The following is a 21397-nucleotide window of genomic DNA, read 5'->3' on the forward strand; positions in this document are numbered from 1 at the left end:
TAAGATTGCGGCCGGGCGCAATCTATCCTTATTCGTTTATGCGCCTTTTATTAGGTATCAAATCCGTGAAGAGAGGATTAAATGATTTCTTTTGGAGATGTTTCTCTAAAGGAATAGACAATTGTATATCTTTCACCATCATGAACAGTGCTAACAGCATGATGTGAATTTTTCGAAATCTCAAAGCCCTGAACCGAGGCGGATATTGGTTCTATTATATCAGACCATTTATCATTTTCTGGGTCTTCAAAAAATATCAAAAGACCACCACTGTGTTTAGTGTAGTTTCTGTTTAATTGAAAAAGAATTCTATGAGTTTCTCTTCCTTCTTTGTCAATAAAATCATTATGGACGCGGATTGTTTGCCCGGCTACTAGCTTGTGAGCGATAACATCGACTTTATCTGAAAGCTTCACTTTAAATATGCTTTCGATAGTATTGGTCAGTTGGGCAAGTGTTTCATCACTTGAAAGATGGGATATTTTTTCAGGTAAGTCTGTATGTAAAAGGCTAAATTCATACTGTTCATAAAAATCTGTCTCTACAAGCTCCCATGGTGCACTATCTTCAAACCATTCTATCCATGATAAAATATTTTCTTTACGAGAACTTGAAGTTCCAAAAAAATACTTAAATGGTTTTGTTTTTAGCTCATAGCTGTCAATTTGTGGAAACATACCATTACTCTACATTTTCTATATTCAAGCTTTCTAAACGCGAGCTAATATTTTCAATGAAAAATCGATGATCTTTGCAAAATACTGATGGGTTATTATAACCATTTGCTGCGCTCCATCTATACAGGGGCATCCCTCCTCCACATACTTTCAAGACAGGGCATTCAGCACATTCTTTAGCTGTAGGTTGTTGTAGCTTTGAAGCCTCAATGAATTCGGGAGAATCTAGTATCACCGACAATGGGGTGTTAGAAATATTTTTTCTGGTAGAAAAGAAGTCTGCACCATCAAATGATAATCGTAAAGTATCATTTTTTCTTATCTCACCATCAGTTTCGACAATAAGGATTCCAAAGGATTCCTCACCTCGACCTTCTTTTGAAGACTCTCCACCAAGTGACAACTTTATAATGTCATCAATGCTAGGAATTTTAGGTGGTTCTGGGTCTGATAAGTACGTTCCCAAAAGCTCCGTCATCCATGTTCCGTATTCTAGGGAGTCGAAAGAAAGCTTTCCTTTCGGGAGATAATCATGATTACCATCTTGAAATAAGAAGTCCATGCTTGGTGTATTTAGACTTTTAAGGAATTTGTATGTAACAGATGGTGATACTGATGGCTGGATTACTGATAAAGTTCCAGCAAAAAGGAAGCTGCTATCCTTGTGACTACTTAATTTTTTAATTCCTTGGATCGTACTTGCAAATGTACTTTTTCCGTTGTGTCCAACTCTTGCAATATCATTCGCGTATTTGTTACCGTCAATACTAACAGATACACTAACTCTTTTGGAGGAGAATAAATCAAGCAGCTTATTGGTAAGAAGGCCACCATTGGTTTGTAAGCTTATAGGGTAAAGATGTTCATCTAATTTTTCACGCAGCAATGTTAGCAACAATTTCAGACGATCATATCCTAATAATAATGGCTCGCCACCATGCAAGACTATAGCAAAACCTTGCTTTTGTTTTAAAGACTGCTCTATTAAGCGGTTGGAAAGTACCTTTATAGTCTCAACTGACATTCGTTTAGGTTGTTGCTCCCAACTAGTGTCTTTGCCTTGGTAAACATAGCAATAAGAGCAGTCTAAATTACACCGGCTTGCAGTTTTAATTAATACTGTGTCTAAAGGTACTTCCACTACGGTTACTGACCTCTGTTATGGCGATTATGAGTTCTATCGTATCTAGACATGGTAGTCTTACTATTTCTAACTTCCTCCATAAGGCGGGCTAGAACAGGACTGGCTGAGTTGCTTGGTGCGAATTTGTTTTTTGTAGTTGTTGAAGCTTGCATTTTTTAATCCTTTTTTTGTCGCAAGGGAATTATATAAGTATTTTGCCCTGTATCTCAAGAAAAAAAATGAAGCGCGCTAACTTATTAATTGCTATCGATTTTATATTTCTGCACTGCTGTAAATCAATGATATTTAATGAAATACAACATGAAACATAGAGGTGTGATTGTATGCTTGCACGATGCATGAGGTGCAGAGTGCTTAATCGGGATAGGACAGAGTCCCACAACTGAAGTGGTTTAATGACTTAGGACACCTCGTTAATCACAATAGTGCAGTTGATGACGAGGTAGAAAGTGACAAAGCAGCGCAAGAATTATTCTCCGGAATTTTAGCGTAAAGCCATTGCTATGGTAGTTGAACAGGGGCAGGCTGCTACAGAAGTGGCCAGAAGTCTTGGTATCCATGATGGCAACCTGAGACGCTGGGTACGGGAGCAGAATGAAAAAAAGGAAATGTCTTTTCCTGGCAAAGGGCAGCAAGCTCTGACGCCTGATCAACAGCGAATAAAAGAACTTCAAGGAAAATCGTGGGCTGGTCAATGAACAGTCGCATGACGACAGAATTACCTTTAGAGGCGTTGAGAATGGCGTGGGGGAGCCGCCGTAGGCCTGGCCCGGCAGTACTCCACCATTCGGATCAGGGGAGTCAGTATGCTTCTCTGGACTATCAGGCTCAGCTCATGGAGTACGGCATGATCTGCAGTATGAGCCGTAAGGGAAATTGCTGGGATAATGCAGTGACCGAACGCTTCTTTGGAAGCCTGAAAAGGGAAAGGACTGATCATTATATTTTCGAAACAAGAGCAGATGTTGAAGCAGCGGTTATTGATTACATTTTGTTCTACAACAACCACAGACTTCACTCCTATCTTGATTACGTGAGCCCTGAGGACTTTGAACAACAGGAATTCAGGAAAGCGGCTTAATCAGGTATCCATTTGTACTTGACCACTACACATCTATGAATCCACTACACATTGATCTTCAGACATACCAAGCAACTCACAAGGGGAGTCACAATTCGGGTTAATAACACCCGTTTCCCTGAACTCTCCCAAACAGGCAGCACGAAAAGCAATCTCTTGTTGGATAGCCCTAAAGCTGTAGGCCACAGTGGCCACATTCACTGCCAGCATAAGCTTTGTGCGCCTTGATGGGCTCCAGCCCTCCAGAGCGCATTGCGACAGGCCCAGGATACTACCAAAAGTCCCGGTAACGAACGTCACTGAATAACTCTGCCATTTTGGCTGAGAGAAGCCGAAAAGCGAGCTTTCATTGGTGGTCATTGTTTTAAGGCCAAACATGGCAAGATGTGCTGCTGCATCCCCAATATTCATAGATAATAATTCCGTTTTGCTTAAAAAAAATTGTTCGATAGACTGCTGTCAGACACTTGGAACTAGTGAAAAGTTCCAGATGATTCGTGCTCTTGCCACACCGGCGAAGCACCTCCAAACCTTCACCTTGAGTACTGAAATATGAGCAGTCACAGAATTAACGAATTGATCGAGCTCCTCTCCCCACAGTGGCAAAAACAGGATCACCTGAATCTGGTACAGATTATTGAGGCCCTGGCCACAGAAGCTGGCCATAAAGGGCCTCTTCACGAAGTAACGGATGACCTGCTGATGTATCATCTGAAAATGAAAGGCGAGGCTCCGGATGCGATGATTCCGGGCCTCGCCAAAGATGTTGAGGTCGATTTTAAGGAAGCGCTTCTCAAGGCCCGTGGCTGTAAATGACCAGGGAACGCGCCGACTATTGAGAGGTCAGTGCTGCACACCTGAAGACAATGTCTTCAGAACAGCCTTGAGGGTATTATCATTAGCTTTCAAAGAGCCACCCAGGTAGGCAAATTCCAGCAGCGACTGGTCAGGTTTCCAGCCGTGGGAAAGACGATAGATAATACCCACCACACCGCCACGCTGGGTGCCTCCCACGCAGTGCACATACACCGGAGCAGGATGAGCACTCAATTGTTCCGCAATATGCCGGATTTGGCTCTGGTCAAGGCTGGCATTCTTGTCAAAGGATAAATCAACAACTTTAATACCCTCACTTTCCAGCCATTCACGCTCTTTATCAGCCGAGGTGATGGCAAAAACGGTTTTTATGCCAAGGTTGGCAAGACTGTGGGCACCTTCAGCACTTTCCAGCTCACCTCCCCGGTAGAAGTGATCGTCATAACGAATCAGCCAGGTTTTCAGGCCATCTCTCTTGCCAAGCACCTCATAACTCTGATGGTTCCATTCATCAGCTGTTGGCGGCAGGACTCCACGAAAACCGGATTCATAGGCCGTGACTCTGTTCTGTCCCCAGTCACAAGCTTCCTCATGGTCGGCAAGGGCACCAGGTGAAAACATATTGAGAGCCACGAAAAACAAGGAAGGGACCCAGAACCGGCAAAGTTTGACAAAGTACATTGCACTAACCTCAATCATTACTTGACAGGGTGTGGTTAAAACTAGCACAACGTTGTTTTTTTTCTAATTGGCTGATTGCCTGAAAACCAAATCCTTCCAACCACAAAGCCATCTCCTTTTTTTCCCGGTCCTGCCGATGCAAACAGTCTGAAAAGGCCTCAGAAAACTCGATGACCACAGCACTCAACAGAATGACCGGCTCCATTTTAGCGTTGACCATTTCGGCATCAGCCGCAGTGAGCAGGGCACAGCCATCAGAGTCCTGGTATCAGCAAGTCTGGTGTGAAGGGATGGATGGTAAAGTGGAACACCGGCTAAAAGACGGCCGACGTATTGACTGCCTTACGGATCAATACGCCATTGAGATTGAATTTGCCCGAAAGTGGCCGGAGGCAATCGGTCAGTCATTAAACTACAGCATGCTGACCGGGAAAAAAGCGGGGATTGTTCTGATTCTCAAAACGGCAGAGGAGCATTCCCACTGGCAGCGACTGAAGACCGTTATCAAACACTACACACTGCCCATCAAAGTATGGAAACTGGGTCCATGATCATTGGCGCTGAGCCCAGATAAAAAACTCACGATTGCCATCACCACCGGTAATCGGGCTGTCAAAATAACCACGAACCTGTAAATCAAGCTCAATGCAGCAGGCTTTGATTGATTGCTCAACCTCTGGATACAACCGGGAATCCTTGACAATTCCTCCCTTACCCAGACCGCCGGGCCCCACCTCAAACTGGGGTTTCACCAGGCTCAGCAGCTGCCCTCCCTGCTTTAGCAGAGGCACCAGCGATGGCAAAATTCTGGTTTGGGAAATAAACGACACATCCATAACCGCAAGATCAAATCCCTGTTGCTGATCCGTATGGTCAAGGAGTGCAGCAGGCAATGCACGGGCATTCATCCCTTCCAGACAGACCACCCTGGGATCCTGACGCAGCGTCTCGACCAGCTGACCATGACCCACCTCAACCCCTATGACTCTGGACGCCCCGGCCTGTAATGCACAATCCGTAAACCCACCGGTAGACTGGCCAACATCAATCACGGTCGCACCGGTCAGGGATATACCTGACATCGCCAGTGCTCCGGCCAGTTTCATTCCGCCCCGGGAGACAAATTGATCGGCTTCATCCTGACAGATATCAATCTCAACCCAGTCAGGGTATTTCTGACCCGCTTTGCCCGGTGTTTCCCAGCCTCCTGACTGCCGGACTTTCACCCTGCCTTCACTGATTAATCGCTGGGCCCGACTTCGGGAAGACACTTTACCCTGATCCACAAGAATAAGATCGAGTCTGCGCATAAATAAACTTTAAATAGAAACGAAAACGGATCCGGCATTATACACCAGTCGCAAATCAGTTCAGGTATTGCAATGGCCATACTCAGTGAGGGGTTTTAACTGAAACCTGTCATGGGGAATAATCACAATCACGGATACTGGAAGAATTAACGAAAGCGCGCTTCATCCGCATCTTTACGGGCCGCTTTCCACTGATAAAGTGCCAAACTGGCGACTTTATCTATTTTATGCATCACTTCTTGCGCCCTGCCTTCATCCGCTATGGTCCACGGAGCAGTTATCCCGTGAAGAATATCAACCTGCACTTTTTGAGACACAAGCCGCCCTCTTTTACCCCGGGAACCCGCTTTGCCTGACTCAAGAAAAGCGTCTGCCAATTGTTCATAATCCGCTCGACGCGTCCGACGTATTTCAGGGCACGGGTTGTGAAAAGTCTCCCCCAGAATCTTATTGACAATTTTACCCACATCTTCTCCAGCTGAACTCACTCCTGATAACTCATGCAGCAAGGTAAGAAAGATGCGAGGTCTTATCACACAGGCAATCTGCAAGGCTTCTTTCAGGCTGACATCATCCGGCAGGCCTTGCTCTGTCGCTTCCTTCTTTCTGGATGCCTCTTGATTCAATCGATTAACCGCAGCCATTGTCCTCTCGGCTGTCAGGGCATCCACCCTGGCATTCAAATCTGAAAATTTCATCAGCAGATCATCAAGGACTTTCATTAATGCGACAATGTCGTGTTTTGAGCATCGGCCATCTCCTGATAGCCCGGGCAAAGTGGGCGGAGGATCACTAGACGTCACACCAGGATTACTTTCTTCCCTCACTGGGCCACGATAGTAAAGCGCCCCCGCCGCAAACCCACCCCCAAGGTAAAAAATCGTAGGAAGGGAAATCATACCGGTGTAGAGACCAATACCGGCCACCACCCCCACCCCTCCCAATCGTTCACACCAGGTTTTATGCTCCCGGTAAGTGTTTCCAACAACAGGCAACAGCTTTTTGGTCACAGGAACACAGACATCCCACACCCAGGCTCTTGCCCTCTGTAAACGGCCGCCCTCCCCTGCAGGACCGGGCTGAGTCAGATTCCGTGAACCAGCTGTTTTGACAGCTAACGCTTCCACACCTCAATCCCCTGAAAACCATAGTGGCTGGATGAGTCCAACCATTATTGGAATAACAGACACAAACCGGGTATTTAGAGTGCTAGGAAGAAACACCAGTTCCCCTGTATAACTACACACACCGTCAAGTATGCGTAAAATATTCGTTGGCTAACTCAGGAAGCTGATCAGCAATAAAGTCACCAGGAGCCTGTCGGACTTAAGCGTCCGTCTAGTGCAGTTAAGCGCTGATACCCATACCATTCGTGAAAGCTTGTTGAAGTGCGGTGGCACCATCCTTCGGCAAGCTCAGGATGAACGGGGTGTACGGGTATTAACGCTTTTCTGTACCAGTACATGGTTTCAATGAGTTTAACGTGTACAATCTCCGTTCACCCTGAGCGGAGTCGAAGGGTGCTTGGCACGATCTATCAGAGTCCGGAGTTTCCGCCCTTCGACAGGCTCAGGACGAACGGAGTGCGGAGTCACAATAACCCCTCAAACTCATTGAAACCATGTACTAGTCCCAAAACATTTATTGTTTTTTTTCAACAGACAAAAAAAAGCCACCGGTCAGGTGGCTTTTTTTGGATGTTAAAGGCAGGCCTTTAACGGATCAGCAATTAAACTTCACCGAAGTTCAAAGCATCAGACAGTGCCTGCTCGACTTCAGAAGCCGATACCTTGGCCGGGGTCTCAAACTCAACTTCTTCACGTCCCTTACGACGCTCAGCGTGGTAAGTCAGACCGGTACCTGCCGGGATCAGACGACCAACGACCACGTTCTCCTTCAGGCCGCGCAGGTAATCGCGCTTGCCGGTTACTGCCGCTTCGGTCAGGACACGGGTGGTCTCCTGGAAGGAAGCCGCAGAGATGAAGGATTCTGTTGCCAGAGATGCCTTGGTAATACCCAGCAGCACGCGCTCGAACTTGGCCGGGAAGCCGTTTTCACGGTTAACACGGTCATTCTCTTCCAGCAGGCGTGTGTACTCCAGCTGGTCACCACGGATAAAGGTCGAGTCACCGGTATCGGTGATTTCTACCTTACGCAGCATCTGACGCAGAATGGTCTCAATGTGCTTATCGTTAATCTTTACACCCTGCAGACGGTATACGTCCTGGATTTCGTTAACGATGTAGCGAGCCAGTTCACCAACACCCAGCAGACGCAGCACGTCGTGTGGATTGGTCGGGCCGTCGGAGATAACTTCACCGCGGGTTACCTGCTCACCCTCAAACACGTTGAGGTGACGCCATTTCGGAATCAGTTCTTCATAAGGATCAGTACCGTCAGTCGGTGTAATCACCAGACGTTTCTTACCTTTGGTTTCCTTACCGAAGCCGATGGTTCCGGAGATTTCCGCCAGGATCGAGTGCTCTTTTGGCTTACGGGCCTCAAAGAGGTCAGCAACCCTTGGCAGACCACCGGTGATGTCCCGGTTACCGGAAGACTGCTGAGGAATACGGGCAAGTACCGCACCCACTTCCACCGTGGCACCATCCACCAGGTTCACCAGGGCGTTCGCTGGCAGGAAGTACTGGGCAGGAACGTCAGTACCTGGCAGCTTCAGTTCGTTACCATTGGCATCTTTCAGCTGAATGGCTGGACGAATATCCTTACCGGCGGACGGACGATCCTTCGGATCCATCACTTCCATATTGGACAGACCGGTCAGTTCGTCTGTCTGCGTCTTCACGGTGATGTTTTCATCCATACCCTGGAATTCAACAATACCGGCGGTTTCCGTGATGATCGGGTGAGTGTGTGGATCCCACTTGGCCACGGTCTGGCCTGCTTCCACCAGATCGCCGTCCTTCACCGAAATCATTGCACCGTAAGGCAGCTTGTAACGCTCACGCTCACGGCCAAATTCATCAGCAATGGCCAGCTGTCCGGAACGGCTGACCGCTACCAGAGTACCATCCTTACGTTCAACCGACTTCAGGTTCAGCAGACGGATAGAACCTTTGTTCTTCACCGTTACGCTGTCTGCTGCTGCGTTTCTCGATGCCGCACCACCGATGTGGAAGGTACGCATCGTCAGCTGTGTGCCCGGCTCACCGATGGACTGTGCAGCGATAACACCCACTGCCTCACCCTTGTTCACCAGGTGACCACGACCCAGGTCACGGCCGTAACACTTGGAACAGATACCGTGACGGGTTTCACAGGTAATTGGGGACCGTACGCGCATCTCGTCAACATTCATGGTTTCGAGACGCTTCACCCACATTTCATCAATCAGGGTGCCGGCGGGTACAGCAATTTCACTGTCGCTGCCTGGCTTGAGTACGTCTTCTGCCACCACACGGCCCAGAATACGCTCACCCAAAGGCTCTACGATATCACCGCCTTCAATGTGCGGCGTCATCAGCAGGCCGTCGCTGGTGCCACAGTCGTCTTCAGTGACCACCAGATCCTGGGCAACGTCAACCAGACGACGGGTCAGGTAACCGGAGTTCGCTGTTTTCAGCGCGGTATCCGCCAGACCCTTACGAGCACCGTGGGTGGAGATGAAGTACTGGAGTACGTTCAGACCTTCACGGAAGTTGGCGGTAATCGGCGTTTCGATGATAGAGCCGTCTGGCTTGGCCATCAGACCACGCATACCCGCCAGCTGACGAATCTGTGCCGCACTACCCCGGGCACCGGAGTCTGCCATCATGTAGACGCTGTTGAAGGATTCCTGCTCTTCTTCCTCGCCCTGCTTGTTGATCACCGTGTCGGACTTCAGGTTATCCATCATCCGCTTGGCCAGCATTTCGTTGGCACGGGACCAGATATCGATAACCTTGTTGTACTTCTCACCGGCAGTGACCAGACCAGAAGCAAACTGGTTTTCGATTTCCTTAACCTCTTCGTTGGCATCATCGATGATGCGCGCCTTCTCAGGAGGAATAACGAAATCGTTAACACCGATGGAAGTACCGGAAATCGTTGCGTACTGGAAGCCCAGATACATCATCTGGTCAGCGAAGATAACGGTTTCTTTCAGACCAACGTTACGGTAACAGGCATTCAACAGGCCGGAGATCGCCTTCTTCTTCATGGCCTGGTTAACCAGGGCAAAAGGCAGACCTTCAGGCACGATATCCCACAGGATCATTCGACCAACGGTGGTATCCGCCAGGAACTTGTTGTCGTGCTCGACACCTTCACCGTCCCGGTATTTCTCATGGACACGGACCTTGATGCGGGCATGCAGATCAACCGCCTTGGTGCGGTAGGCTCGCATGACTTCGTCGATATCAACGAAGGCCATGCCTTCACCCTTGGCATTGATGCGCTCACGGGTGATGTAGTACAGACCCAGTACCACGTCCTGGGAAGGTACGATGATCGGCTCACCGTTGGCGGGTGCCAGGATGTTGTTGGTGGACATCATCAGGGCACGGGCTTCGAGCTGGGCTTCCAGCGTCAGCGGTACGTGCACCGCCATCTGGTCACCGTCGAAGTCGGCGTTATAGGCGGCACACACCAGTGGGTGCAACTGAATCGCCTTACCTTCGATCAGTACCGGTTCGAACGCCTGAATACCCAGACGGTGCAGGGTTGGCGCACGGTTCAGCATGACCGGGTGTTCGCGGATGACATCCGCCAGAACGTCCCACACCTCAGGGGTTTCCCGCTCAACCATCTTCTTGGCGGCTTTAATGGTGGTAGCCAGACCTTTGGCTTCCAGCTTACCGAAGATAAATGGCTTGAACAGTTCCAGCGCCATCTTCTTGGGCAGACCGCACTGATGCAGACGCAGGGTAGGACCTACGGTAATAACCGAACGACCAGAGTAGTCTACACGCTTACCCAGCAGGTTCTGACGGAAACGACCCTGCTTACCCTTGATCATGTCGGCCAGGGACTTCAGGGGACGCTTGTTGGAACCGGTGATGGCACGACCACGACGGCCGTTATCCAGCAGCGCGTCAACGGACTCCTGCAACATCCGCTTTTCGTTACGGACGATGATGTCCGGCGCGTTCAGGTCCAGCAGACGCTTCAGACGGTTGTTACGGTTGATCACCCGGCGATACAGATCGTTCAGGTCAGACGTGGCAAAACGGCCACCGTCCAGCGGCACCAGAGGGCGCAGATCTGGCGGCAGAACCGGCAGAACGGTCAGGATCATCCACTCAGGGTTGTTGCCTGAGTTATGGAACGCTTCCAGCAGCTTCAGACGCTTGCTCAGCTTCTTCAGCTTGGTTTCAGAGTTGGTCTGTGGAATCTCTTCACGCAGCGTATTGACTTCGTCTTCGATGTCGATATCTGCCAGCAGACCCTTGATGGCTTCGGCACCCATGCGGGCATCAAAGTCATCACCGAACTCTTCCAAGGCTTCGTAGTATTGCTCATCCGACAGCAGCTGGTTTTTCTCCAGCGTGGTCATGCCCGGATCAACAACAACGTAAGATTCAAAGTACAGTACCCGCTCGATATCACGCAGGGTCATGTCCAGCAACAGACCGATACGGGATGGCAGGGATTTCAGGAACCAGATGTGGGCCACCGGGCTGGCCAGCTCAATATGACCCATGCGCTCACGACGCACCTTGGCCAGGGCAACCTCAACACCACACTTCTCACAGATAACACCACGGTGCTTCAGTCGCTTGTACTTGCCACAGAGGCACTCGTAGTCTTTGACCGGGCCAAAAATCTTGGCACAGAACAGACCGTCACGCTCAGGCTTGAACGTACGGTAATTGATGGTTTCCGGCTTTTTCACTTCGCCGTATGACCAGGACCGGATCATGTCCGGTGAAGCCAGCGCAATCCGAATAGCGTCGAATTCGTCCGTCTGGCCCTGTGTCTTGAGCAGATTCAATAAGTCTTTCAAGATCGTATCTCCTCGCGGTGCAAGGTGCCTGCTGTTCTATCAGAGAGCAGGCACCCTGGCCACACGTTCGTTATTCGGTTTCCAGTTCGATGTCGATGCCCAGTGAGCGGATTTCCTTCAACAGTACGTTGAAGGATTCCGGCATACCGGCTTCCATTCTGTGGTCGCCATCCACGATGTTTTTGTACATCTTGGTACGGCCAGTGACGTCATCGGACTTCACAGTCAGCATTTCCTGCAGAGTGTAGGCAGCACCGTAAGCTTCCAGTGCCCAGACCTCCATCTCCCCGAAACGCTGGCCACCGAATTGTGCCTTACCACCCAGAGGCTGCTGGGTAACCAGAGAGTAAGAACCAGTAGAACGAGCGTGCATCTTGTCGTCTACCAAATGGTTCAGCTTGAGCATGTACATGTAGCCAACGGTGACCGGACGCTCAAAGAATTCACCGGTACGACCGTCAAACAGCTTGACCTGGCCACTGTCGTTCATGTCCGCCAGGCGCAGCAGGCGCTTGATCTCGGTCTCTTTGGCACCGTCAAATACCGCCGTTGCCATCGGGACACCGCCACGCAGGTTGCGGGCCAGCTCCAGCACTTCGGTGTCGCTGAAGGAGTCAACTTCCACCGGGCTGGAACCAGGGATACCGTTGTAAACTTCGTCCAGGAACTTGCGCAGTTGCGCGATGCTCTGCTGAGCTTCCAGCATGCGGTTGATCTTGACGCCAAGGCCCTTGGCCGCAGCACCCAGGTGAGTCTCCAGCACCTGACCAACGTTCATTCGCGATGGTACACCCAGAGGGTTCAGTACGATATCAACCGGATTACCCTCTTCATCGTGCGGCATGTCTTCTACCGGCATGATGACGGAGATAACACCCTTGTTACCGTGACGTCCCGCCATCTTGTCACCAGGCTGGATACGACGCTTGATGGCCAGGTAGACCTTGACGATCTTCAGCACGCCAGGGGCCATATCATCGCCAGTCTGGAGCTTCTTCTTCTTGTCTTCGAAGCGCTCATCCAGCTGGGCACGACGCTCTTTCAGCTGTTCTCTGGACAGATCCAGCATCTCATTGAGTGCTTCGTCTTCCATGGACAGTTTGAACCACTGCTCGTGCTCCAGGCCATCCAGATAGCTGTCGCTGATCCGGTCACCCTTGCCAAGACCCGGGGCGCGAACCACCGGCTGATCACGCAGGGCACCACGCAGACGGGCGAAGGTGTCATGCTCAACCACACGGAACTCTTCATTCAGGTCCTTGCGGTATTCATCCAGTTGCGCCTTTTCAATAGAAAGCGCACGGGAGTCCTTCTCTACGCCATCACGGGTAAAGACCTGCACGTCAATAACGGTACCTTTGACACTGGTCGGCACACGCAGAGAGGTATCCTTAACATCGGATGCCTTCTCACCGAAGATGGCACGCAGCAGCTTTTCTTCCGGCGTCAGCTGGGTTTCACCTTTTGGCGTCACCTTACCCACCAGAATGTCACCAGCGCCCACTTCTGCACCCACATAAACGATACCGGCTTCATCCAGCTTGTTCAGGGCGGACTCACCAACGTTGGGAATATCGCCAGTGATCTCTTCGGAACCCAGCTTGGTGTCACGGGCCACACAGGTCAGTTCCTGGATGTGGATGGTGGTAAAGCGGTCTTCCTGAACGACACGCTCAGAGATGAGGATGGAGTCCTCAAAGTTGTATCCGTTCCAGGGCATGAACGCGACGCGCATGTTCTGACCCAGCGCCAGTTCACCCATGTCCACAGACGGACCATCCGCCATGATGTCGCCACGGGCAATCTGATCGCCCGCCTTCACCAGGGAACGCTGGTTAATACAGGTGTTCTGGTTAGAACGGGTGTATTTGGTCAGGTTGTAGATATCAACACCGGCCTCACCTGGCTGCACTTCATCATCGTTCACACGAACCACGATACGGGCTGCGTCAACGGTATCGATCACACCGCCACGACGGGCAACCACACAGACACCGGAGTCGGAAGCCACGTTACGCTCCATACCGGTACCCACCAGAGGCTTCTCTGCTCTCAGGGTTGGTACGGCCTGACGTTGCATGTTCGATCCCATCAAGGCACGGTTAGCGTCGTCGTGCTCAAGGAATGGAATCAGAGAAGCCGCAACCGACACCATCTGCTTGGTGGATACGTCCATGTACTGGACTTTATCCGGGCTCATCAGGGTGGCTTCACCACGGTAACGAACAACAACCAGCTCTTCTGTCAGTTGTCGTTTTTCGTCCATGGCCGCAGAAGCCTGGGCGATAACGTATTCACCTTCTTCGATAGCAGACAGGTAATCCACGTCATCAGTGACCTGGCCATCAACAACGCGACGATATGGCGCTTCCAGGAAGCCATAGTCATTGGTACGGGCATAGGTTGCCAGCGAGTTGATCAGACCGATGTTTGGACCTTCAGGCGTCTCGATCGGGCAGACACGACCGTAGTGAGTCGCGTGTACGTCACGCACCTCGAAGCCGGCACGCTCACGGGTCAGACCACCCGGGCCCAACGCAGATACACGACGCTTGTGAGTAATCTCGGACAGCGGGTTGTTCTGGTCCATAAACTGGGACAGCTGGCTGGAACCGAAGAACTCCTTGATCGCCGCCGCTACCGGCTTGGCATTGATCAGATCCTGAGGCATCAGGCCTTCGGACTCCGCCAGGCTCAGACGTTCCTTAACGGCACGCTCAACACGTACCAGACCGACACGGAACTGGTTCTCAGCCATTTCACCCACGGAACGTACACGACGGTTACCCAGGTGATCGATATCGTCACAAACGCCTTTACCATTACGGATATCAACCAGAATGCGCAGGACATCAATAATGTCGGAGTTATCCAGAACACCGGAACCGGTATCTTCATCACGTCCCAGACGACGGTTGAACTTCATTCGACCGACGGCAGACAGGTCATAACGCTCGGTGGAGAAGAACAGGTTCTGGAACAGGGCTTCAGCAGCATCCTGTGTTGGTGGTTCACCGGGGCGCATCATGCGGTAGATTTCAACGAGCGCTTCCAGACGGTTGGTGGTGGTGTCTGCACGCAGGGTGTCAGACATGAACGGACCACACTCCAGCTCATTGATGTACAGCGTTTCTACGGTTTTGATACCGGCAGACAGCAGTTTTTCATAAACGTCAGGGGTGATCTCAGTGTTGCACTCAACAATGATTTCACCAGTAGATTTGTGAATAACAGTCTTCGCCAGAACACGGCCATAGATATAATCTACCGGCGCTTCCAGGTTCTTGATGTTGGCTTTTTGCAGGTCACGGAGGTGTCGTGCAGTGACACGACGGCCCTGCTCTACAACAACGTTACCGTCGTTATCGTAGATATCAAAGCTGGCCGCCTCGCCTCTCAGACGATCGGCAACAAACTCGGTGCTGACATTTTCAGCGCCAATGTTGAATTCAACAAAATCAAAGAAATTATCAAGAATTTCTTCATTGGAAAGCCCGATGGCTCTCAGCAGGATGGTGGCAGGCAGCTTACGACGACGGTCGATACGGACATACAGCAGATCCTTTGGATCAAACTCAAAGTCCAGCCATGAACCACGGTAAGGAATAACACGGGCAGAATACAGCAGCTTACCGGAGGAGTGAGTCTTACCCCGGTCATTATCAAAGAATACGCCCGGAGAGCGATGCAGCTGAGATACGATAACACGCTCTGTACCATTGATAACAAAGGTACCGTTATCGGTCATGAGCGGAATTTCGCCCATGTACACTTCCTGCTCTTTGATATCCTTGATTGCCTTGTTAGCGGAGTCTTTATCGTAGATAATCAGGCGCACCTTGACCCGCAGAGGTACTGCGTAAGTGACACCCCTGAGCTGGCATTCCTTGACATCAAACGCAGGAGCACCCAGTCTGTAGCTAACATATTCAAGGGCGGCATTGCCGGAATAGCTTACGATTGGAAAGACGGATTTGAAGGCTGCGTGCAGCCCGATATCTTCTCTGGCTGCCGGTTCTTTATCTGACTGCAACAGCTTGTGATATGAATCAAGCTGAATCGCCAGCAGATACGGCACATTCATGACACTCGGCAGCTTGCCGAAGTCCTTGCGGATGCGTTTTTTCTCTGTATACGAGTATGCCATCAGCGTTCCCCAGCTTGGTTACCTGTTTTTGACTTCAGGCGGCGTCGCCTGGCCATAGTAGGTTAGTTCGAGAGCGGGTGGCTCCCTGTCAAAACCAATAAATTTTCAACTTTTATGGTCATCTACTGACCTGTATCACAGACACCCCTGAGGTGTTGCAGATACTCTTAATGCCGTTACAGACACTGTGCATCGTTGTCGACACTTCATGTCGTGATAGACATCAACCGTTGTATGAGCTTTAGCGCCTGAACAGAAAGCAACCTGACACTATTGTTCAGATTTACTACCCTGCTTTCACGGCAATACCGCTTACATCGCACAAGGCAACGGAAGCGGTATTCAAATCTGCCCAATGGTTTATTAGACAGCTTTTATATGTCAGGCTGGGCAAAACGGTCAGCGCATGAATTCTCTACAGCAATCTACCATCATCTCACAGCTCGATCTGAAGTGGTACTGCAATTACCGGAAAACCCCTGTATTTAAACGTTTTACACCATCACAAAAAGCCTTCTCCAGATTGATCAGTTTCTGTGACGACTTTTCCAGGTCCATACCGCTGCCACAACGATCTGCCAAAACAGCAATACCCCGATCAACATCACGAAGAACCCCATCCAGCCATAAAGACTGAAAAGAATGGGAAGTTTCATGATATAGAACAGGATCTACGTGCAAATACAGTTACTCAGACGATATAGCTCATACAACGGAAAAAAGGCCGGCACCCTCGCAGGCACCAGCCACCTGAATCTATTATGCAACAGACCCGGGATTATGCAATGCTTTTGTAGAAATTACTTGATTTCTACTTTAGCACCAGCTTCTTCCAGCTGCTTCTTCAGCTCTTCAGCTTCTTCTTTAGAAGCGCCTTCTTTCAGAGGAGCTGGAGCGCCGTCTACAACAGCCTTGGCTTCTTTCAGACCCAGACCAGTAGCAGCACGTACTACCTTGATGACGTTAACTTTCTTCTCGCCAGCGTCAGCCAGGATTACGTCGAACTCAGTTTTTTCTTCAGCAGCGGCAGCAGCTTCAGCAGGAGCAGCAGCAACAGCAACAGCAGCAGCAGCAGAAACGCCAAACTTTTCTTCCATAGCGGAAACCAGTTCAACAACGTCCATTACAGACATTTCAGCGATTGCATTCAGGATATCTTCTTTGGACAGAGCCATCTCTATATCTCCAAAAATCTTGGTTGGGGCAAACAAACAGTCAACCCCGGAATTTGTTTAAGCAAAAAAGCAAGAAAACCAATCCGGCAAGGATTAAGCGGCTTTCTTCTTCTCGTCGGCAACAGCTGCCACAACACGGGTAATGCTTGCAGGAATCTCGTTCAGAGTTCTTGCCAGCTTGGTTACCGGTGCGATCATTACGCTCATCAGCATTGCGCGAGCCTGATCCAGAGTAGGCATCTTGGCCAGAACATCGATCTGTTCTGCACCCAGCAACTGTCCGGAAATAGACAGGGCTTTGATGTCCAGCTCTTTGTTCTCTTTGGCAAAATCCTTCATCAGACGCGCAGCGGCACCCGGATCTTCCATAGAGAAAGCAAGCACAGTAGGGCCTACCAGAACTTCCTGCAGGCACTGAAGCTCAGTACCTTCTACAGCGCGCTTGGCCAGGGTGTTACGAACTACCTTCAGGTAGACGCCACCTTCACGAGCCTGCTTACGCAGAGCAGTCATTTGACTAACAGTAAGACCACGGTAGTCCGCGATTACAGCCGACAGAGCGCTTTGTGCAGCCTCGCTGACTTCGGCCACAATAGCCTTCTTGTCTTCGAGTCCTAACGCCATGGGCTTTACTCCAAATTTATGAAGTTTCACTTATGATTTATCCAAGATAAATCATTAAGCGCTTACAATACGGTGATGGGTGTATATCGTTTTGGATAAAACGCATACTCACCGTCTACGCAGGACATTAAGCCCTCCACCTATAACCCTTTCCGAAGAAAGGCCCCTGACTGAACAGGCACGGCATTGGACACCTGCGATCTTTGACGACCCCCGCCACGAAAGCAGGGACCCCAAAGAGGGTTGCGGCTGGCTTGCACCAGCCAGAAATCTGACAATCCAGATTTCAGTCATTCTTTCTATCGCTTACGCAGACAGAGAAGACATGTCGATAGTCAGACCCGGACCCATGGTAGAGGACAGGGTAACTTTCTTCATGTAAACGCCTTTGCTGGAAGAAGGCTTCAGCTTCTTCAGATCAACCAGCAGAGCTTCAACGTTCTGCTTCAGGGCAGCCGCTTCGAAGTCGATCTTACCAACGCCAGCGTGGATGATACCGTTCTTGTCAGTACGGAAACGAACCTGACCAGCCTTAGCGTTCTTAACCGCTTCAGCAACGTTAGGTGTTACAGTACCAACCTTAGGGTTAGGCATCAGGCCGCGTGGACCGAGAATCTGACCCAGCTGACCAACAACGCGCATCGCATCAGGAGAGGCGATCACTACGTCGAAGTCCATCTGACCCGCTTTAACCTGCTCAGCCAGGTCTTCCATACCAACCACTTCAGCACCTGCTTCTTTAGCGGCTTCAGCGTTAGCACCCTGGGTGAACACAGCAACACGGACGTCTTTACCGGTACCGTTAGGCAGTACGGTAGAACCACGAACTACCTGGTCAGATTTACGAGGATCCACACCCAGGTTGACAGAAACTTCGATCGTTTCCTTGAACTTGACGCTGGAGATCTCTTTCAGCAGACTGGCGGCTTCTTCAAAGCCGTAAGACTTGGTAGAGTCGATCTTTTCAGCAATCAGCTTGGCACGCTTTGACATCTTAGCCATTACTCAACACCCTCCACGATCAGACCCATGGAACGAGCTGAACCAGCAATGGTACGTACCGCTGCGTCTTCGTCAGCAGCAGTCAGATCAGGCTCTTTGATCTTGGCAACTTCAAGCAGTTGCTCGCGAGTCACAGTACCGACTTTCTCGGTATTTGGACGGCCAGAACCCTTCTTCAGCTTCAGAGTTTTCATCAGCAGAACAGAAGCAGGCGGAGTCTTGGTTTCGAAAGTGAAACTGCGATCGCTGTATACAGTAATAACAACAGGAATCGGCATGCCAGCATCCATTTTCTGGGTGCTTGCGTTGAACGCCTTACAGAATTCCATGATGTTAACACCGTGCTGACCCAGGGCAGGACCAACAGGTGGGGATGGGTTCGCCTGTCCAGCAGGCACTTGAAGCTTAATATAAGCTTGTACTTTCTTGGCCATTGTTAACCTCTACGTGGGTCACTGCCTCATTTGACGCTCTATCCCGGGCTCCTTAACAAGAAATCCCGAAAAAACATCAAATTCCACGGCTACCCGTCTACAAAGCGCGGTAGTTTACAGAAATCATCCCGAAAGCACCAGCGCAAAAACACGTAAGATAATTGCAATTTACACAATTATCGTTTTCAGCCCGAATAATAAGGGAGGATGCAAGCCCAACCCCCAAAAACACAAAACCCCGCGGCCTGAACTGGCAAACGGGGTTATGGGATCAATTTGATCAGCTTACACTTTTTCAACCTGGCCAAACTCAAGCTCGACCGGCGTTGAGCGACCAAAGATCATTACCGCCACCTGGAGACGACTCTTCTCGTAGTTAACACCTTCCACCACACCGTTAAAGTCGGCAAAAGGACCTTCAATAACACGAACCATCTCACCCGGCTCAAACAGAGTCTTGGGCCTTGGAGCCTCAGCACCTTCGTGCACACGACGAAGAATCGCATCCGCTTCTTTTTCAGTGATCGGCGCAGGCTTGTCGGCCGTACCACCGATAAAGCCCATCACCCGTGGCGTATCTTTAATCAGATGCCACGAGTCTTCGTTCATTTCCATCTGGACTAACACATAGCCCGGAAAGAATTTTCTTTCGCTCTTGCGCTTCTGGCCGTTTTTAATCTCTACCACTTCCTCGGTAGGCACCAGAATTTCGCCAAAATACTCTTCCATAGCAAGACGCTTGATACGCTCATTCAAAGAGCGCAACACCTGCTTCTCGTATCCAGAGTAGGCATGAACCACATACCATCGTTTCGCCATGTCCTGTCCCTATCAAATCAGGCTGCTGATCATCCAGCCTAGCAGAGAATCGAGCCCCCACAAAATAAGGCCCATCACTAACACGACGGCAACCACCACCAGAGTAGTTTGCACCGTCTCCTGACGAGTAGGCCAGACAACCTTGCGAATCTCGGTTTTGGCATCCTTCAGCAACGCCCAGAAGGCACCACCCTTTATCGTCTGCAGAGCAACAAACCCGGCAACCGCCGCAATCACCAGCAAACCGACAACCCTGAGAAGGAGCGACTCAGCAGAGAAGTAATAATTACCGTAAACACCAACAGCGACCAGAACCGCCACAAGGCCCCATTTGAGACCATCCAGACGACCCGAAGTCGCAATTTCAGAATTTCCACTCATCAGCTTGATTTTCTCTATCCAGGCTTTCTTGAAAAGATCTTTAAAAAGACCTCTGAGAACAAGCACCCCAGGAGCTTGATCATTGGAAATGGCAGGCCAGGAGGGAATCGAACCCCCAACCCCCGGTTTTGGAGACCGGTGCTCTACCAATTGAACTACTGGCCTAAATCGCTATCACTCTGGATTGCAGTGCCGGTGAATTATAATCATGATTAACCGACCTGAAAAGCCTTTCGACTTATCGAGCACAAAAACCAATCAGTACCCGAGAAAAGAGACACGCATCTCTCAAAAACAAAACATTTCAACAAACACCCGAAAGGGAAGAAAAGATAAAAACCCCTTTCGTTTCAGTATCTTATCACATCAGCCGGTCTTTTCAAGCCCCTTCAACCTTCCCACTCATGCCGCCTGTGGACACACACAAACCATGCAACCACAAAATAAACGACAAATCACCAGTGACAAGCTCAAGGGCCTCGAACCGCCGCATATAAAACAGCAATCGAAAGAAAAAAGCAAGAATAGAGGAAAGAAAAGTTGGCAGTGGACAGATAAAGAAAAAGCGAAAGCAACTTTATTTTCTGCCCACCGCCAACTTTTATTGCGTCTTGACGTTGATAGATTGGTTGGGAAATGTAGATGAACAGAGTCTTTACCTGAGTGTATTGATACTGGGAGAGATTGAAAAGGGGTCAAAAAAAATCAAGATCCTGCCCGGCGTAGAGAAATTACGCAACTGGCTGGAATTTGACCTGAAAGACAGATTCAGGCATCGAATCCTGCCAGTGGACATAAGTTCGGCCCTTAAATGGGGCTCAATTCAAACCGAAGCCGAACAGGTACCCCCCCAATACCGGCTATTGATGGATTAATGCAGTGACGGGTTTAGTCCATAATTGCACCGTGGTTGCCCGTAATGTCGATGATATGCGACAGAGTCAGGCTGAGCTGTTTATCCGTGGGATGAATCCTCTTGTTGATGATTAGTAAGTGCCCCTGATTTTCTGGCAATCTGCTCAAAGCTCACTTGTAATAGATGATGGCAGTAATAACCAGCTCGACTTAAGACTTGTATGACACGAAAACCCGGTCAGGTTTAAATAAATTAAAAAGCCGACATCAGGGAGCAATTTTTTCCAGCTTCGCTTTTATCCGACCTTCA

The 21397-nt window shown here is 49.9% G+C and carries 23 protein-coding genes and 1 tRNA gene; 6 read left to right on the top strand and 18 right to left on the bottom strand.

Annotation, left to right across the window (positions count from 1 at the left end):
* Positions 1-77: 77 nt before the first annotated feature.
* Genes yhhC through yhhA form a run of 3 tightly spaced genes read right to left on the bottom strand, consistent with a single transcriptional unit; the run spans position 78 to position 1973 of the window.
* Positions 78-677 (bottom strand): cyclophane-containing peptide 2OG-Fe(II) oxygenase YhhC, encoded by a 600-nt coding sequence (gene yhhC / locus ACO6UY_RS11820; RefSeq protein WP_422447592.1) that lies wholly within the window; start codon positions 675-677, stop codon positions 78-80.
* 4 nt (positions 678-681) lie between these two features.
* Entirely contained in the window at positions 682-1818 is a 1137-nt protein-coding gene (gene yhhB / locus ACO6UY_RS11825) for a cyclophane-forming radical SAM/SPASM peptide maturase YhhB (protein WP_422464001.1), read from the bottom strand.
* Between the two features lie 5 nt (positions 1819-1823).
* Positions 1824-1973, bottom strand: coding sequence for a YhhA family cyclophane-containing RiPP (gene yhhA / locus ACO6UY_RS11830; protein ID WP_422447594.1), 150 nt, complete (start codon positions 1971-1973; stop codon positions 1824-1826).
* Positions 1974-2324: 351 nt separating this feature from the next.
* Between yhhA and ACO6UY_RS11835 the strand changes: the two genes are divergently transcribed.
* Together ACO6UY_RS11835 and ACO6UY_RS11840 are read left to right on the top strand one after the other, a co-directional pair.
* Positions 2325-2519, top strand: a complete 195-nt coding sequence (locus ACO6UY_RS11835; protein ID WP_422463186.1) for a transposase — start codon at positions 2325-2327, stop codon at positions 2517-2519.
* A gap of 8 nt (positions 2520-2527) precedes the next feature.
* Positions 2528-2902: an IS3 family transposase gene (locus ACO6UY_RS11840; RefSeq protein WP_422463184.1), complete on the top strand. Its 375-nt coding sequence runs from the start codon at positions 2528-2530 to the stop codon at positions 2900-2902.
* A gap of 33 nt (positions 2903-2935) precedes the next feature.
* Here ACO6UY_RS11840 and ACO6UY_RS11845 read toward each other — a convergent pair whose 3' ends face one another.
* A complete protein-coding gene (locus ACO6UY_RS11845; RefSeq protein WP_422463182.1) occupies positions 2936-3313 on the bottom strand; it encodes a hypothetical protein in 378 nt (125 codons plus the stop codon).
* Between the two features lie 141 nt (positions 3314-3454).
* Between ACO6UY_RS11845 and ACO6UY_RS11850 the strand changes: the two genes are divergently transcribed.
* On the top strand, positions 3455-3718 hold the full coding sequence (locus ACO6UY_RS11850) for a YihD family protein (protein ID WP_422447602.1): 264 nt from the start codon (positions 3455-3457) through the stop codon (positions 3716-3718).
* A 27-nt stretch (positions 3719-3745) separates the two neighbouring features.
* Here the strand turns inward: ACO6UY_RS11850 and ACO6UY_RS11855 are convergent, their stop codons facing one another.
* Positions 3746-4339, bottom strand: coding sequence for a hypothetical protein (locus tag ACO6UY_RS11855; RefSeq protein WP_422447604.1), 594 nt, complete (start codon positions 4337-4339; stop codon positions 3746-3748).
* A gap of 70 nt (positions 4340-4409) precedes the next feature.
* Positions 4410-4604, bottom strand: coding sequence for a hypothetical protein (locus ACO6UY_RS11860; RefSeq protein ID WP_422490024.1), 195 nt, complete (start codon positions 4602-4604; stop codon positions 4410-4412).
* Here ACO6UY_RS11860 and ACO6UY_RS11865 point away from each other — a divergent pair.
* Complete coding sequence (locus ACO6UY_RS11865) at positions 4591-4950, top strand: hypothetical protein (protein WP_422447608.1); 360 nt, start codon at positions 4591-4593, stop codon at positions 4948-4950. The genes ACO6UY_RS11860 and ACO6UY_RS11865 overlap by 14 nt on opposite strands.
* On the opposite strand, the gene ACO6UY_RS11870 is transcribed toward ACO6UY_RS11865, so the two are convergent.
* The 12 genes from ACO6UY_RS11870 to ACO6UY_RS11925 form a co-directional block, all read right to left on the bottom strand.
* A complete protein-coding gene (locus ACO6UY_RS11870; RefSeq protein ID WP_422490026.1) occupies positions 4951-5709 on the bottom strand; it encodes a TlyA family RNA methyltransferase in 759 nt (252 codons plus the stop codon).
* Between the two features lie 146 nt (positions 5710-5855).
* On the bottom strand, positions 5856-6836 hold the full coding sequence (locus tag ACO6UY_RS11875; RefSeq protein WP_422490028.1) for a hypothetical protein: 981 nt from the start codon (positions 6834-6836) through the stop codon (positions 5856-5858).
* Positions 6837-7438: 602 nt separating this feature from the next.
* Positions 7439-11650, bottom strand: a complete 4212-nt coding sequence (gene rpoC, locus ACO6UY_RS11880) for a DNA-directed RNA polymerase subunit beta' (protein ID WP_422463180.1) — start codon at positions 11648-11650, stop codon at positions 7439-7441.
* Positions 11651-11720: 70 nt separating this feature from the next.
* Positions 11721-15797 (bottom strand): DNA-directed RNA polymerase subunit beta, encoded by a 4077-nt coding sequence (rpoB, locus tag ACO6UY_RS11885; RefSeq protein ID WP_422490030.1) that lies wholly within the window; start codon positions 15795-15797, stop codon positions 11721-11723.
* 465 nt (positions 15798-16262) lie between these two features.
* On the bottom strand, positions 16263-16478 hold the full coding sequence (locus tag ACO6UY_RS11890) for a hypothetical protein (RefSeq protein WP_422463176.1): 216 nt from the start codon (positions 16476-16478) through the stop codon (positions 16263-16265).
* A 119-nt stretch (positions 16479-16597) separates the two neighbouring features.
* Complete coding sequence (gene rplL, locus ACO6UY_RS11895) at positions 16598-16972, bottom strand: 50S ribosomal protein L7/L12 (RefSeq protein ID WP_101748386.1); 375 nt, start codon at positions 16970-16972, stop codon at positions 16598-16600.
* Positions 16973-17065: 93 nt separating this feature from the next.
* Positions 17066-17596, bottom strand: a complete 531-nt coding sequence (gene rplJ / locus ACO6UY_RS11900) for a 50S ribosomal protein L10 (protein ID WP_101748379.1) — start codon at positions 17594-17596, stop codon at positions 17066-17068.
* Between the two features lie 306 nt (positions 17597-17902).
* Complete coding sequence (gene rplA, locus ACO6UY_RS11905) at positions 17903-18598, bottom strand: 50S ribosomal protein L1 (RefSeq protein WP_422447618.1); 696 nt, start codon at positions 18596-18598, stop codon at positions 17903-17905.
* Complete coding sequence (gene rplK / locus ACO6UY_RS11910; protein ID WP_020581778.1) at positions 18598-19032, bottom strand: 50S ribosomal protein L11; 435 nt, start codon at positions 19030-19032, stop codon at positions 18598-18600. Before rplK ends, rplA begins: the two co-directional genes overlap by 1 nt.
* A 285-nt stretch (positions 19033-19317) precedes the next feature.
* On the bottom strand, positions 19318-19851 hold the full coding sequence (nusG, locus tag ACO6UY_RS11915) for a transcription termination/antitermination protein NusG (protein ID WP_422447621.1): 534 nt from the start codon (positions 19849-19851) through the stop codon (positions 19318-19320).
* Positions 19852-19863: 12 nt separating this feature from the next.
* Positions 19864-20232 carry a preprotein translocase subunit SecE gene (gene secE, locus ACO6UY_RS11920; protein ID WP_422490032.1) on the bottom strand — a complete coding sequence of 123 codons (369 nt, stop codon included), beginning with the start codon at positions 20230-20232 and terminating at the stop codon, positions 19864-19866.
* A gap of 89 nt (positions 20233-20321) precedes the next feature.
* Positions 20322-20397: transfer RNA gene (locus ACO6UY_RS11925), tRNA-Trp, on the bottom strand.
* 43 nt (positions 20398-20440) lie between these two features.
* Between ACO6UY_RS11925 and ACO6UY_RS11930 the strand changes: the two genes are divergently transcribed.
* Both ACO6UY_RS11930 and ACO6UY_RS11935 read left to right on the top strand, forming a co-directional pair.
* Positions 20441-20878 carry a hypothetical protein gene (locus ACO6UY_RS11930; protein ID WP_422447623.1) on the top strand — a complete coding sequence of 146 codons (438 nt, stop codon included), beginning with the start codon at positions 20441-20443 and terminating at the stop codon, positions 20876-20878.
* Complete coding sequence (locus ACO6UY_RS11935) at positions 20862-21107, top strand: hypothetical protein (protein ID WP_422466402.1); 246 nt, start codon at positions 20862-20864, stop codon at positions 21105-21107. Before ACO6UY_RS11930 ends, ACO6UY_RS11935 begins: the two co-directional genes overlap by 17 nt.
* Positions 21108-21397: the final 290 nt, after the last annotated feature.

Origin of the sequence: Endozoicomonas sp. ALE010, assembly GCF_049310165.1 — a bacterium.
GTDB lineage: Bacteria > Pseudomonadota > Gammaproteobacteria > Pseudomonadales > Endozoicomonadaceae > Endozoicomonas.

Excerpts from the sequence above, each read along its gene's own strand:
- rplK (WP_020581778.1), bottom strand. The coding sequence starts at position 19,032 with ATGGCCAAGAAAGTACAAGCTTATATTAAGCTTCAAGTGCCTGCTGGA.
- ACO6UY_RS11835 (WP_422463186.1), top strand. The coding sequence starts at position 2,325 with ATGGTAGTTGAACAGGGGCAGGCTGCTACAGAAGTGGCCAGAAGTCTT.
- ACO6UY_RS11865 (WP_422447608.1), top strand. The coding sequence starts at position 4,591 with ATGACCGGCTCCATTTTAGCGTTGACCATTTCGGCATCAGCCGCAGTG.
- ACO6UY_RS11860 (WP_422490024.1), bottom strand. The coding sequence starts at position 4,604 with ATGGAGCCGGTCATTCTGTTGAGTGCTGTGGTCATCGAGTTTTCTGAG.
- rpoB (WP_422490030.1), bottom strand. The coding sequence starts at position 15,797 with ATGGCATACTCGTATACAGAGAAAAAACGCATCCGCAAGGACTTCGGC.
- ACO6UY_RS11840 (WP_422463184.1), top strand. The coding sequence starts at position 2,528 with ATGACGACAGAATTACCTTTAGAGGCGTTGAGAATGGCGTGGGGGAGC.
- ACO6UY_RS11850 (WP_422447602.1), top strand. The coding sequence starts at position 3,455 with ATGAGCAGTCACAGAATTAACGAATTGATCGAGCTCCTCTCCCCACAG.
- ACO6UY_RS11855 (WP_422447604.1), bottom strand. The coding sequence starts at position 4,339 with ATGTTTTCACCTGGTGCCCTTGCCGACCATGAGGAAGCTTGTGACTGG.
- rplL (WP_101748386.1), bottom strand. The coding sequence starts at position 16,972 with ATGGCTCTGTCCAAAGAAGATATCCTGAATGCAATCGCTGAAATGTCT.
- nusG (WP_422447621.1), bottom strand. The coding sequence starts at position 19,851 with ATGGCGAAACGATGGTATGTGGTTCATGCCTACTCTGGATACGAGAAG.
- ACO6UY_RS11930 (WP_422447623.1), top strand. The coding sequence starts at position 20,441 with ATGATTAACCGACCTGAAAAGCCTTTCGACTTATCGAGCACAAAAACC.
- rplJ (WP_101748379.1), bottom strand. The coding sequence starts at position 17,596 with ATGGCGTTAGGACTCGAAGACAAGAAGGCTATTGTGGCCGAAGTCAGC.
- secE (WP_422490032.1), bottom strand. The coding sequence starts at position 20,232 with ATGAGTGGAAATTCTGAAATTGCGACTTCGGGTCGTCTGGATGGTCTC.
- yhhA (WP_422447594.1), bottom strand. The coding sequence starts at position 1,973 with ATGCAAGCTTCAACAACTACAAAAAACAAATTCGCACCAAGCAACTCA.
- rplA (WP_422447618.1), bottom strand. The coding sequence starts at position 18,598 with ATGGCTAAGATGTCAAAGCGTGCCAAGCTGATTGCTGAAAAGATCGAC.
- yhhC (WP_422447592.1), bottom strand. The coding sequence starts at position 677 with ATGTTTCCACAAATTGACAGCTATGAGCTAAAAACAAAACCATTTAAG.
- ACO6UY_RS11870 (WP_422490026.1), bottom strand. The coding sequence starts at position 5,709 with ATGCGCAGACTCGATCTTATTCTTGTGGATCAGGGTAAAGTGTCTTCC.
- ACO6UY_RS11845 (WP_422463182.1), bottom strand. The coding sequence starts at position 3,313 with ATGAATATTGGGGATGCAGCAGCACATCTTGCCATGTTTGGCCTTAAA.